11 protein-coding genes are annotated in these 12,931 nt (G+C 54.4%); 8 read left to right on the top strand and 3 right to left on the bottom strand.

What is annotated here, in order from left to right; genetic code table 11:
- The first annotated feature begins 155 nt into the window (after positions 1–155).
- The gene (locus C7378_RS01020) at positions 156–1,583 is read left to right on the top strand and encodes a tyrosine-type recombinase/integrase (protein ID WP_131990832.1); all 1,428 of its coding nucleotides are present in this window, start codon (positions 156–158) and stop codon (positions 1,581–1,583) included.
- Positions 1,584–1,814: 231 nt separating this feature from the next.
- On the opposite strand, the gene C7378_RS01015 is transcribed toward C7378_RS01020, so the two are convergent.
- The 3 genes from C7378_RS01015 to C7378_RS01005 are packed head-to-tail and all read right to left on the bottom strand — an operon-like array spanning position 1,815 to position 3,047.
- Positions 1,815–2,165 (bottom strand): hypothetical protein, encoded by a 351-nt coding sequence (locus C7378_RS01015; protein ID WP_131990830.1) that lies wholly within the window; start codon positions 2,163–2,165, stop codon positions 1,815–1,817.
- Between the two features lie 15 nt (positions 2,166–2,180).
- Positions 2,181–2,717 (bottom strand): hypothetical protein, encoded by a 537-nt coding sequence (locus C7378_RS01010; RefSeq protein WP_131990828.1) that lies wholly within the window; start codon positions 2,715–2,717, stop codon positions 2,181–2,183.
- Positions 2,718–2,738: 21 nt separating this feature from the next.
- A complete protein-coding gene (locus tag C7378_RS01005) occupies positions 2,739–3,047 on the bottom strand; it encodes a DUF4258 domain-containing protein (protein ID WP_131990826.1) in 309 nt (102 codons plus the stop codon).
- Between the two features lie 65 nt (positions 3,048–3,112).
- Between C7378_RS01005 and C7378_RS01000 the strand changes: the two genes are divergently transcribed.
- The 7 genes from C7378_RS01000 to C7378_RS00970 all read left to right on the top strand — a co-directional run bounded on the left by C7378_RS01000 (position 3,113) and on the right by C7378_RS00970 (position 12,899).
- Positions 3,113–4,030: a DUF4238 domain-containing protein gene (locus C7378_RS01000; RefSeq protein ID WP_131990824.1), complete on the top strand. Its 918-nt coding sequence runs from the start codon at positions 3,113–3,115 to the stop codon at positions 4,028–4,030.
- A 79-nt stretch (positions 4,031–4,109) separates the two neighbouring features.
- The gene (locus tag C7378_RS00995) at positions 4,110–5,084 is read left to right on the top strand and encodes a DUF2971 domain-containing protein (protein ID WP_131990822.1); all 975 of its coding nucleotides are present in this window, start codon (positions 4,110–4,112) and stop codon (positions 5,082–5,084) included.
- Between the two features lie 116 nt (positions 5,085–5,200).
- A complete protein-coding gene (locus C7378_RS00990; RefSeq protein ID WP_131990820.1) occupies positions 5,201–7,954 on the top strand; it encodes a class I SAM-dependent DNA methyltransferase in 2,754 nt (917 codons plus the stop codon).
- A complete protein-coding gene (locus C7378_RS00985) occupies positions 7,951–8,787 on the top strand; it encodes a hypothetical protein (protein WP_131990818.1) in 837 nt (278 codons plus the stop codon). Before C7378_RS00990 ends, C7378_RS00985 begins: the two co-directional genes overlap by 4 nt.
- The gene (locus tag C7378_RS00980) at positions 8,784–9,641 is read left to right on the top strand and encodes a hypothetical protein (RefSeq protein ID WP_131990816.1); all 858 of its coding nucleotides are present in this window, start codon (positions 8,784–8,786) and stop codon (positions 9,639–9,641) included. The genes C7378_RS00985 and C7378_RS00980 overlap by 4 nt, the downstream gene beginning before the upstream one ends.
- Complete coding sequence (locus tag C7378_RS00975) at positions 9,638–11,704, top strand: DEAD/DEAH box helicase (protein ID WP_131990814.1); 2,067 nt, start codon at positions 9,638–9,640, stop codon at positions 11,702–11,704. The genes C7378_RS00980 and C7378_RS00975 overlap by 4 nt, the downstream gene beginning before the upstream one ends.
- Complete coding sequence (locus tag C7378_RS00970; protein WP_131990812.1) at positions 11,697–12,899, top strand: GIY-YIG nuclease family protein; 1,203 nt, start codon at positions 11,697–11,699, stop codon at positions 12,897–12,899. Before C7378_RS00975 ends, C7378_RS00970 begins: the two co-directional genes overlap by 8 nt.
- Positions 12,900–12,931 lie beyond the last annotated feature (32 nt).

Here is a 12,931-nt window from a genome sequence, read left to right as displayed (position 1 = left end):
CAGGATGACAGATATAACATAAATAAATGCAATAAAACAAGTTAGTATTCTGATATTATCTATACGAGTCCTACACAAATACGAGGATTCAACAACTTGCAGAAAAAACCTGCACAGAATCTGCACGGAACACGTCTAAATCAGTGGAGGCGAACATGGCATTCGTCACCGACAAAGCGGAACTCAAGCCGGGATTGATTATCTTCCGGCGTGGCGATGTGGAGCATCGCATGTGGTACTGCCGGATGAAGATTCCGAAGGCAGACCGCTATAAGACCGTTTCCCTCAAGACAACAGACGTTGATGTGGCGCGGGAACGCGCCTTCGACCAGGATGCGGACATCAGGTTCCGGCTGAAGCATGATGTCCCGGTGTTCAACCATCCCTTCCGTGAGGTTGGCCGCGAGTATCTGCTAACGCAGGAAGCGCGAGCGCAGCGTGGGGAGATCAGTGCGGCGCGGCCTAAGAAGATACGCGCCGTGATCGAAGGTGCCTTGGATAGGTACGTCGGTTCGACTCAGGTGCATTTGATTGGAGATGAGCTGTGGGGTGGCTATCCGGCTTGGCGCAGAGTGAACGGAGCGGGACGCCTGAAGCGGAACGGCGTCCGCGAAGTCAGCGACGAGATGGCGCAGGAGTTTGCGGACAAGGAAGCTGAGCGCCGCACCAAGACTCAGAATTCTCTCGGTATTCGTGTTCTGAAACCTATTAAGGTGGAACCGTCCGGGGAGCGGACGGTTCCCTTCATCAGCGATTCCACGATTCGCTTCGAGATGTCGATCTTTGGCGCGGTGATGAACTTTGCCATCAAGAAGCGGTACGTTCCTGCCAGTCAGCGTTACGACGAGCGCCCAAAGCTCAAGACGATGCGGAGGGATGAGTTCACGCTGGAGGAGTATCGCAAGCTCCATACCGTTGGCAGGAAATGGATCGCGGAAGCGGACAAACCTTCAAGCACCTGGTATCGCACCGTCACCTACAACATGATTTTGATTGCCTGTAACACCGGCATGAGGCCGGCGGAGATGAAGAATCTCCGCTGGCGCGACATTATGCCTGCAAAAGATCGCGAGGGGCGTGAGATCGTTGTGCTGTTCGTCCAAGGCAAAGGCAAGTCGCGCAAGCTGGTAGCGCCAAAGAGCGTTGGGGATTATCTGGAACGCATCCGCTCAATCTCCAAAGCAATAGAACTGGAAGATCGGGTTTTTACGACGGTGAATGGCAAGCCTGCCAAAAGTCTCTATGTGTCTTTGATCGCTGACCTCTTGGACAAAGCAAACCTGCGCGAAGGCACGCAGGGCGTGCCGAGATCGACTTATTGCTTTAGGCATACGTATGCCACGCTGCGATTACAGGAGGGCGTGGACGTGTACTTCCTTGCTGAACAGATGGGGACATCCGTGCAGATGATCGAGCAGCACTATGGGCATGTGAACACGATCAAGCACGCGGATCGCGTGCTACAAGGTATGACGGGATGGGAACTGCCACACCCGGAAGTGGACGTTACCAGGGCTAAAGCATCGAAAGCGGCGGAGACGCACGATAAATCCAAGAGAGGTCAGCACCGCAGAGTAGGCTGACCGTGAACCTTCCCCGAAGCCATCTTTGGCCGGAGCCGTGGCGGAGGCTGGCGCAGATTTCCTGTCCAGTCTGGACTCTTCTCACTGACATGATTCTTGATTTGCCGCTGCCCCGCCGGGGCGTTCTTAGCGGCAAATCTCCGCGCACGAGCCGCCGCTGGCGGCTGTTCTTCGTGCAGCGTTGTGATCCTTCCTCTGATGTTTCAAGGCTTCTGCTTAATCGGCCTCAGCTCACGCTTCGATTTCATCACGCCACGGACGTAGCTCTTCCTGCTTAAAACCAAATGGCAGAATCTCTGCGGAATTGAAGATGCAGCGAATTGGCTTAGTTGCCCCATGCTGTGCAATCAGGTCGGCGTAGTGGTGATCCTGGAGCTGTTGGAACCACGAGTCAACGATGTTTTTCTCATGGCCGTATGCGAAATTGAGTAGCGCACGAGTGCTCTCAAGCGTCAGCCATGCTTCTGTCGTCGAGCCATCCTCCATGTTTGTTGCGATACAGCGCACGGGCAAGGCAGGTTGCGCGAGGTCCGCTGGCATTTCCAGTTCGATGCTGTAACGGTCAATCACTTTATTCGTCATCGTTTCCTCTAATGCCTAAGCTGCCGTTTTCAGCGCATAGGTGTAGCCGTCCTCGGCATGGTCCAGTTGGACTCGCACCGGGTTCGTCTCCGGCTCGATGGCGCTTAGACGTTCCAAAATCTCCTGGGTACGCCCCAGTCGTTTGAGCTTATCCAACAATGACGGATCTCTTACGAGAGCGACAGTCCTCACCAACCGATCGGTTTGTTTGCTAATCGCCATCGCTCCATTTTCCACTCGGGAAAGATGAGAACGGTCGATTCCTAGCATCTGTGCGAACGCGATACTGCCTTCCCCGAGATATTTTCGGAGAAAGCGGACTTCATCACCGGCCAGTTCAAACGGTTTGTCAATCAGCGCCACGGCAATCGTTCGCATCAAGTCATCGTGGTTCGGAATCCTCGGCGATTCACTCTTGCACTTCGCACAGAGAACAACCTCAATGTCCTTGAGAAAGACGTTGTTCAATCCGCTTTCAGTAAACCCATAGTCCTTCCGCACGATTTTGGCGTTTCCGCCGCACTCACGGCACACTCGCTGCTTTCCTTTCATGACTTTTCCTCACCGTCGGTATTATCGTTTGTCGAGCATGACTGTAATGACCAGCACTTCGTCTCGTTCCATAAACGTAATTACCACTTTTAATCTCTTCTCCCTGTCCGGGGGCTTGCCCTCAACTTTGTAGCGCCACTCCTGAAAGCGCACATCCAGCTCTGGTTCGTCGTAGATGATTCCCTTACGGAGGACAAACTGCGCATCCGCTGGGTCAACATCGCGCTCTCTACACCTCTGCGCAAAATGCGGATGATATTCCACGACGCCGCTCTTAAAACACTCGCGCAGCAGTTTGAGAGCGTCCGATTTGCTGAGCCGTGGCACCATTCGTCTTATGTGATAATATATCACATAAAGTTGCTGTGAATTGAAAATCTCTGCCGAGGCCGTCTATGAGTTCCAACGCAAGAGCACACCATTACGTTCCGCAATGCTGGCTGGCCGGGTTTACAGATTCCGGCGAGAAAGACGGCCGCCTCCAACAGACCGACATTAAAACCGGCAACCAATGGCCTACTAATCCCAGGAACGCAGGCCATCAGCGCGATTTTTACCGTCTTTCCGATCCAGAGAAAGACCCTCTATTGGTGGAAACGAAACTGGCCGGGATCGAGGGAACCATTGCCCCCATCCTGCAACGCTTGGACAGAGAACGCCGACTTCCCGACGACGATGAACTTGGAAGTCTTATTGTCTTCATGGCGATCCAGTGGATTCGTGTGCCAGCCTTCCGCCCATTTCTTTTCAACTTCACGGACACTTTTATGCGCGATAAACTCTCTGATGCACTCAGCAGTCAAGAGTCCTGGGAGCGCACCTTACAGCAGGCGGCGATTCCGGCTGGCGCTGAAGGTAGCGAGTATCACAAGATGCGCGAGTTTTTCCAATCCGGAGAATTTTCGCTGAACATCGGAAACGATTGGTATTTGAAAGAGGGATTTATTAATGCGATAGGTGTAATGGAATCGCTGGAAAAACGACATTGGGGCGTGGTCGTCAGCGACGCAGGAGACTTTGTCGCTTCAGACAATCCTGTGGTCATGGACGGACCTGCCAGCGAGAGAATGGGGTTTGAGAATGCGGGTGTAGTCATCTATCCCATCAGCCGCCATCTCGTGCTCTATGGAACCAGGACTGCGATTTCGATCCCCCACATGGAGCCAATCGATGTGGCGCGGCACAATACGTTCATGATGATGACCGCATCCAGCTATGTCTACTCCCATCGGCCTGACTTTCCTTGGCTCGATGCAGAGGGGCGAATCAAAACGGACGCACACCTTTTCTTGCAAGCGACGTTCGCTACTTGACCAATACCTATGCCAGATTATCCAGCGCCTCTGGCAACTGAGACGGAGCGATACTCAATGACGATTTGACGGAGAGACGATGGAAGAATGGCAAGCACAAATGGTCACTTGTCTGGCGCATGAAGAAGCAAAGAACCTCCGCGTCGAAGAAGCGCTTGCCATCAAATACGACCACCGCCCGAACAGCGTCTTCAAGTACCGGCAAGTCGATGATTGGTCACTGCAAAATCTTGAGAACGATTGTGTCTGGGTGTGTTCCCCGACGGACTACAACGACCCCTACGACAGCAGCATTTCCATTACCAGCGAAACGCTGACCTCCTCCATCGTCCAAGACGGGGTCAAAGAGTTAATCAAGCAAGGTCTGGACAAGGATTTGGATACCGAACGGTTGAAGGCTCTCCTCGCAGCGGAGAATCCTGCCATCGCATTACAGGAGGCCCTGCTTGGACAGGATCAGATTCCGCCAGAATTCTGGCCGCCCTTCATTGCGGCCTTCGAGGAACAGGTGCAGCAATGGAAACAAGCCGTCAAGGAATTGCTGCCCGGAAGTCATAAGGACTCGCTGAAAGTCTGTTCTTTCAGCGGGACGGTGGATTCCATCATCATGTGGTCTCACTACGCCGACCAACACCGTGGATTCTCCATCGAGTATGACTTGCAAGTGTTGCCGCCCGAGAACTTGTTTGTGCGAATGCTCTATCCCGTTATCTACTCCGACGCGCTCTTCGATGCCACCCGATACTATCTTGCTGCTCTCCGCGACCGTCCGGGATTTAATATCTTGTTCCCGGCGCTGGCATCGCTCTATAAATCTCCAGAATGGAGTTATGAGCGCGAGTGGCGGCTCGTCATACCCGCAGGTCTGGTGAAAGAACCCTCTCGGTGGCGCGTTCCTAAGCCAAAATGTCTACATCTCGGTTCACGCATGAATGCGGAACAACGGGATAAAGTTCTGGCTATTGCGAGAAAACGGGACATCGAGGTTTACCAGACCTTCCTTGCCGAAGATTCGTTCTCTCTGCGCTCAGAACCCGCTTACGCCCACTCATGATGGCCCCAGGTTTCGACAGAGCCGTGGACTGGTCAGTATCCTTGAAACACCAAAGAGTTTGGCTCGGATGATGCGACAGCCAAAACCGCAAAAGAATTTTTTGGAAGGTTCGTCCGTTGAACGCCGTTGAAATCGAAGAAGCTATTTCGCAGTTGGCGGAACAGCCGTTTGATCCCGCGAATTTCCCGTATGCCTTCCTTGAAGCCTTCGGCAACAAGGAGACGACGATCAAGCGTCTGCGCGCGGGCGCGTCAAACAAGTCCGATCTTGGCGGGGTTCTCCAGACCAACAATATCCATATCAGGGTATGCGCGGAAGGTGAGGTTACGAAAACCCTCACGGCGCTTCGGGAAAGTCCTTCCACCACGCGGGCCAAAGCCAAATTCATTCTGGCGACGGACGGGCAAACGCTGGAAGCCGAGAATCTTGCTTCCGACGATGCGCCTGTTGCCTGTGCATACAAGGATTTTCCTGACCATTTCGGATTCTTCCTGCCGCTTGCGGGCATCAGCACCGTTCGGCAAATTTCCGAAAATTCGTTCGACATTCGCGCCACCAGCCGCCTAAACCGGCTTTATGTCGAATTGCTGAAAGACAATCCCGAATGGGGCACAGCCGCGCGCCGCCACGACATGAATCACTTTATGGCGCGGCTTATCTTCTGCTTTTTCGCGGAAGATACGGACATTTTCATCGGCAAGGGCCTGTTCACCGACACTATCGCGCAGATGAGCGCGAAGGACTCTTCCAACACTCATCAGGTGATTGAGATGCTGTTCCACGCCATGAACACGAAGGTCGGAAATCGTGAGCGCGCGGGGTTGCCCAGGTGGTCCAATTCGTTCCCGTATGTGAACGGCGGCCTATTCTCCGGCAACATGGAAGTGCCGCGCTTTAGCAAAATCGCGCGGTCCTATCTTCTCCATATAGGCAATCTCGACTGGACAAAGATCAACCCGGACATCTTCGGCTCCATGATTCAGGCCGTCGCCGAGGACGAGGAGCGCGGCGCACTTGGGATGCACTACACCAGCGTTCCCAACATCCTCAAGGTGCTCAACCCTCTTTTCCTTGACGACCTGCGCGCGAAGCTCGCCGAGGCAGGCGACAACCCGCGCACCTTGCTCAACCTTCGCAAACGCATGGCGAAGATTAGAGTCTTCGATCCCGCTTGCGGCTCCGGCAACTTCCTTGTTATCGCGTACAAAGAAATGCGTGCCATCGAGGCCGAGATCAACGAGCGGCGCGGCGAGCCGGATAGGCTATCAGAGATTCCGCTGACGAATTTTCGCGGCATCGAACTGCGAGATTTTCCAGCGGAGATTGCGCGCCTTGCCCTTGTCATTGCGGAGTTCCAATGTGATGTTTTGCATCGAGGGGAGCAACAGGCGTTAGCTGTCTTCCTGCCGCTGAAGGCGGAGAACTGGATCACTTGCGGCAACGCGCTCCGGCTTGATTGGTTGAGCATCTGCCCGCCGACGGGAACGGGTGTGAAGATGCAGGCGGACGACCTATTCAGCACACCGCTCGACCAAGCGCAGATCGACTTTGAGAACGAGGGCGGAGAAACGTATATCTGCGGCAATCCGCCTTACAAGGGCGGGACAGAGCAAACGCCAGAGCAAAAGAGCGATATGGGAGCTGTGTTTGCTCAATGGACTCAGAACTGGAAATCACTCGATTATGTGTGCGGCTGGTTCTTCAAGTTTGCAGAGTATGCTCGCTTCACAAAGACAGCGTGTGCATTTGTCGCCACAAACTCAATCTCACAGGGAGAGCAAGTTGCGCGCTTATGGCCGCTAATCCTTGAGCGCGGGCAGGAAATCATTTTCGCCCATACTTCTTTCAAGTGGTCGAACCTCGCCACGCATAATGCCGGAGTTACAGTCGTCGTCGTTGGCCTAGGAACAAAGACTGGCAAATCGGTACTATTCGAGTACATCGGAGACGATAATCCGCAACGCCGCGAAGTTGAGAACATCTGTCCGTATCTCGTCCCGTATAAGAACATAGTCGTCAATGCTTCTACGGATGCCGTGTCGTCGGTTGCAGCAATGACGAACGGTAACAAACCGGCGGACGGCGGCCACCTCATTCTTGACTTGGACGAAGCAACCAGCTTGCGAACATCAGATGTTCGCGCGAGCGCATTTGTTCGCAGATTCGTCGGAGCAGATGACTCCATCAAGGGGTCTCTGCGCTTCTGCTTGTGGATTCAAGACAAAGAAAAAGATTGCGCGGTACAAATCCCCGCCATTGCCGAAAGACTTGCGCTCGTGCGGGCGATGCGCTCGAAAAGCCCAAAGAAGCTCACTAAAGACGGAGCAAATACCCCTCACGCTTTTCAACAGGTTCGACAATCTGGATCGGAAATCCCTGTTGTTATCCCTAGACATTCATCGGAGTCTAGGCCGTATCTTCCGGTGAGCCTTTTTGAGCAAGGAACCATTATTGCGGACGGTGCTTTTGCGCTTTTCGATGCCCCGCTTTGGAATCTATCTCTGCTAGTTTCTCGTACACACCTAATTTGGATAGCGGCAGTCTGTGGCAGGATCAAGACTGATTATCGCTACTCAAGCACACTTGGTTGGAATACATTTCCCGTCCCGACTCTGACAGAGAAGAACAAGGCAGACCTTACGCGCTGCGCTGAGGACATCTTACTTGCGCGCGAACATCAGTTTCCGGCGACTCTTGCCGATCTTTACGATCCTGACACCATGCCGGAGGACTTGCGCCAGGCGCACGAGCGCAATGACGAAGTATTGGAACGCATTTACATCGGTCGCCGTTTTAAGAATGACACCGAGCGGCTGGAAAAACTGTTCGAGCTTTATACCAAGATGACGAAAACAAAGGGGGCCGCATGAGTAGCCTCACGGTCATTGACAAGCGTTATCTTGAAAAGTTTCTGAATATGGACGGCGGCTATGTGCTCAACTATTCCGATAATAGTTTCGGCACGTTCTTCCATCGTCAGGCAGTCGATATTCATGGCCCGAAATATCAGACGTATGGAACATCGAAGGCGAAGAAGCTCCGCGCGTTCTGGGATACCGAAAACGATTCCGTCGTAGGCAAGGTATTGTCAGCCATGATCGACGAATATGAAGTCGATTGTGAGCTTAACAAGAAGCAAATCGACAAGGAGCTTCTTGCAAAGGTGCGGGGCATCGTCGCACGGCTGTCAGGAAAGCCGCAGGCCGCCGCAACGCCGACACAGACCGCCAACGACTTCCTGAATCACGAGTTCACGATTCCGAACATTCAGAAATTGCCGGTCGAACCGCTCGCCATCCCGATCATTGAAAGCAGACTTGCCGAGGCTCGAATAGCATTACGCGCGAAAGCGCATCTTTCTGTGATCTTCCTTTGCGGAAGCGTACTTGAAGCCGTCCTGCTAGGAGCGGCTCAGAAAGCTCCGGCGCAGTTCAATCGGGCCACGGCCAGCCCGAAGGCCAAGGACGGAAGTGTAAAGCCTTTGCATGAGTGGAGCCTTGCTCAGTTCATCGACGTTGCTTGCGAGATAGATTTATTGAAACCTGACGTAAAGAAGTTCAGTCACGGACTACGAGATTTTCGCAATTACATTCATCCATACGCGCAGATGCAATCAGGTTTCACGCCCGACGAGCACACGGCGAAACTCTGCTTTCAAGTTCTCAAGGCCGCCCTTGCAAGCGTTGCGGGAGAAAGAAAATGACAGAGTTCAACAATATGACCATTGTTGCCGCAACCGAAGTTATCGCTGAGTTCAAGTCACACAGCGATATGTCGGTTTTGGAGGTTCAGTGGGGCATTATCGGTAACTCGTCAAGCAAGGCTGCCCGCGTTGCAAGCTGGGCGCAACGAGCCACCATGCCGAATGCCCCCCAGGTAATGACCGAAAACGGCCTTATGAATCTTCCGCGAGCCTTTGTCGAAACGGCGATTAAGGCTCCCCCAGGCGTCCGCGACAGTGACGCTTGGAAGAAATTTGTCGCAGGGCTTAGGTTTGATGGATTCGAGGTAGTTGAAACGGAAGTTCCACCGCCTGCAAGCGCACCTTGGCAGTCCCCGCGCACTATCGTCACACTCGCGCGGATGTTGCCCGCCGACATCCCCGGACTGGATTTCCGCGAAGCCGAAAGCGAAATGACTTCCTTGCTTGTTCAGAGCGGCTTCACTGTCGCCAAAGGACACTTGGAACGAGCGGTATCCGCTTTTCAGCGTGGTGAATGGTCTTCGGCGAATGGAGAGCTTCGCAATTTCTACGAGAGCTATTTGAATGAAATCGCCGTCCATCTCGGTTGCGACAGTCAGCAGGACAGTAAGGCGAAACGTGATTTTCTCGGACGCCTTCAACCGCCGTTCCTGTTGACGGAATATAACGAGTGGAATGAAAACAATCAGAAGCCCCAATACGTTCAGGGACTGATGAGCCGGATGCACCCGCATGGGGGACACCCCGGACTGTCCGAAGAAGAAGACGCGACGTTTCGCCTTCAAATTACCCTTATTACGGCTCGCTTGTTTTTGCGGCGCTATCGCCAGCGAATGAAAGAGGTGACTGTTTGACTATTGAGGTGAAATCGGTTCCCTTCATTTCCGTTACCTACGCGCAGAACGGCAGTTCGACAAGGGCGAACGCGCTTGGTATGCGGCCCATGCAGGAGCGCGCGTATGAGAAGCGCGGCGAGCAGTATTTGCTTATCAAATCCCCGCCCGCGTCCGGCAAGAGCCGTGCGCTCATGTTTATCGCGCTCGACAAGCTGCAAAATCAGGGATTGAAACAGGCGATCATCGTTGTGCCGGAAAAGGCTATCGGCGCGAGCTTCTACGATGAGCCGCTGACGCAGTTTGGCTTTTGGGCTGACTGGCGCGTGGAACCGAAATGGAACCTGTGCAATGCCCCCGGCGGCGACAACGGCGGCAAGGTGAACGCCGTCGGCACTTTCCTTGAGAGCAACGACAAGGTGCTGATTTGCACTCACGCGACGTTCCGCTTTGCTGTCGATCAATTCGGCGTAGAGAAGTTCGACGACCGGCTGATTGCCGTGGACGAGTTTCATCACGTTTCAGCGAACCCCGACAACAAGCTGGGCGCGCACCTGGGCCAGTTCATCGCCCGCGACCGCGTGCATATCGTCGCCATGACCGGCTCATACTTCCGGGGTGATGCAGAGGCCGTGCTTGCTCCGCAGGACGAAGCGAAGTTCGAGTCTGTCACGTACACGTATTACGAACAGCTCAACGGCTATCAGTATCTCAAGCAACTCGACATCGGTTATTTCTTCTACTCCGGCTCTTACGTTGACGACATTTTGAATGTCCTTGACCCGACCGAGAAGACCATCATCCACATCCCGAACGTCAATTCGCGCGAGAGCACGAAGGACAAGATGCGGGAGGTGGAGCACATCATTGAGGCGCTGGGCGAATGGCAAGGGATTGACGCGGCAACGGGATTTCAGCTTGTCAAAGCCCCCGATGGTCGCATCCTGCGTATCGCCGACCTGGTGGATGACGACTCCAACCGCCGCGATAGAGTGACCACCGCGTTGAAAGATCCGGCGCAGAAGAATAACCGTGACTATGTGGACATCATCATTGCCCTTGGCATGGCAAAAGAGGGCTTTGACTGGATTTGGTGCGAACATGCGCTCACCGTGGGCTACCGGGCCAGTCTGACGGAAGTGATACAGATCATTGGACGCGCTACCCGTGACGCTCCCGGAAAGACCCGAGCGCGTTTTACCAATCTGATTGCCGAGCCGGATGCTTCCGAGCAGGCTGTGACCGAGGCCGTGAACGACACGCTCAAGGCCATCGCGGCAAGCCTGCTGATGGAGCAGGTTCTTGCGCCGCGTTTCGAGTTCAGACCAAAGCACCCAGAGAACGGGCCTGTTGCGGGCTATGATTACGGCGCGGGCGGCTACGATCCGAACGGGAACAATGTCGGCTTCAACCCGGAAACAGGGCAAATTCAGATTGAGATTAAGGGGCTTGCCGAACCCAAGAGCGAGCAAGCTGCACGGATTTGCAAGGAAGATTTGAACGAAGTGATTGCAACTTTCGTCCAGGACAAGACTGCCCTTGAGCGCGGCCTATTCGATGAGGAATTGGTGCCCGAAGAGCTGACCCAGGTTCGCATGGGCAAAATCATCAAGGATAAGTATCCAGAACTGGACGAGGAAGACCAGGAGGCCGTGCGCCAGCACGCCATTGCCGCCCTTAACATTACCCAACAGGCCAAACAGCTTGCTGCCAGTGGCGGGTTAGGGGGCAATGGGGAGCCTTCAGCCAATACAGCTTTGATCGACGGGGTGCGCCGGTTTGCGATGGATGTGCGCGAACTCGACATCGACCTGATTGACCGCATTAACCCGTTTGGCGAGGCTTACGCCATCCTCGCCAAGACTATGAGCGAGGAAAGCCTGAAACAGGTAGCGGTGGCAATCTCCGCCAAGCGTACAAGTCTGACGCCGGATGAGGCGAAAGACCTTGCCGTGCGCGCGTTCCGGTTCAAAAAGGAGCGCGGGCGGCTCCCGGCGCTCGACTCGCAGGACGCATGGGAAAAGCGCATGGCCGAAGGAGCCGCCGCTTTCATGCGTTACAAGAAGGAAGGTCGCTATGAGTGACCCGAATCTCGACGAACTTGCCGCAGAACTCGCAGAATTTGCGGAGCCGGAAAAGAAGGGCGGACGCCCGCCCCGCGAAGAACGCATTATTGCGGGCTTCGAGGAGATACAGCGTTTCGTTGAAAAGCATGGATGCGCCCCGCAACATGGGGAGGGACGCGATATTTTCGAGCGCCTATATGCCGTGCGTCTGGACCGCTTGCGCGCTCTTGACGAGTGCCGCGCGATCCTTGCGCCGCTCGACCGTCAGGGATTGCTCTCCGGCGCGAAGATTGCCGCCGCGCCCACGGAGACTATCGACGAAGACGAGCTGATGACGGAACTCGCGGGCGCAGCGGGTGATAGCGGTATCACCGAATTGCGGCACGTCCGCGCAAGCTCTGAAAAGCGTGCCGCCGAGGAAGTCGCTAATCGTACCGTGTGCGAGGATTTCGATTCGTTCAAACCACTCTTCGAGCGCGTTCAGAGAGAAATGAAGGAGGGCGTTCGCCGGTCGCTGCCCGTTGACAGGATGGATCAGATCAAGCTGGCAGATATACAGCAGGGGCAATTCTTCATTGTCGGCGGGCAGATTGCATACGTTGCCGAGGTTGGCGAGACTTTCAAAACAGGGGATGAGCGATGGGATAGCAGATTGCGGGTCATCTATGACAACGGAACCGAAAGCAATCCGTTAGCGCGATCTTTCCAACGCTCACTTTATCCCGATAAAGAAAATGCGGGCCGCATCATTACTAACCCCGACGCTGGGCCTTTGTTCGCAGATGAACAAGACGCAGACGACCTCGCCAGTGGGACCATTTACGTTCTGCGAAGCAAGTCAGACAATCCAATCGTTGCAGCCAATCGTGAGGTTTTGCATAAAATCGGCGTGACCGGAGGACGGGTTGAAACGCGGATTGTCAACGCGAGTCTTGACCCCACGTTTCTGTTGGCCGATGCGGAGATCGTTGCCACCTACATTCTCTACAACGTGAACCGCGTGAAGCTGGAAAACCTGATTCATCGCGTCTTCGATCCCGCGCAGTTGGACATTGAAATCAAAGACCGCTTCGGCAATCCGGTGAAGCCGCGCGAATGGTTCCTCGTACCGCTGTTTGTCATAGATGAGGTAGTCAAGCGCATCAAGGATGGGAGTATCACCCAATTCGTTTATGATCCGGCAGCGGCGAAGCTAGTGAAAATAGCATCCTGAAAGCATAGCTGGGGCTGGCTCCGGGTGGAATA

It is taken from the genome of Acidipila rosea (assembly GCF_004339725.1).
Taxonomy (GTDB): domain Bacteria; phylum Acidobacteriota; class Terriglobia; order Terriglobales; family Acidobacteriaceae; genus Acidipila; species Acidipila rosea.
The sequence above is the reverse complement of the archived record's forward strand: the minus strand, read 5'-3'. Positions and strand labels throughout refer to the sequence as shown.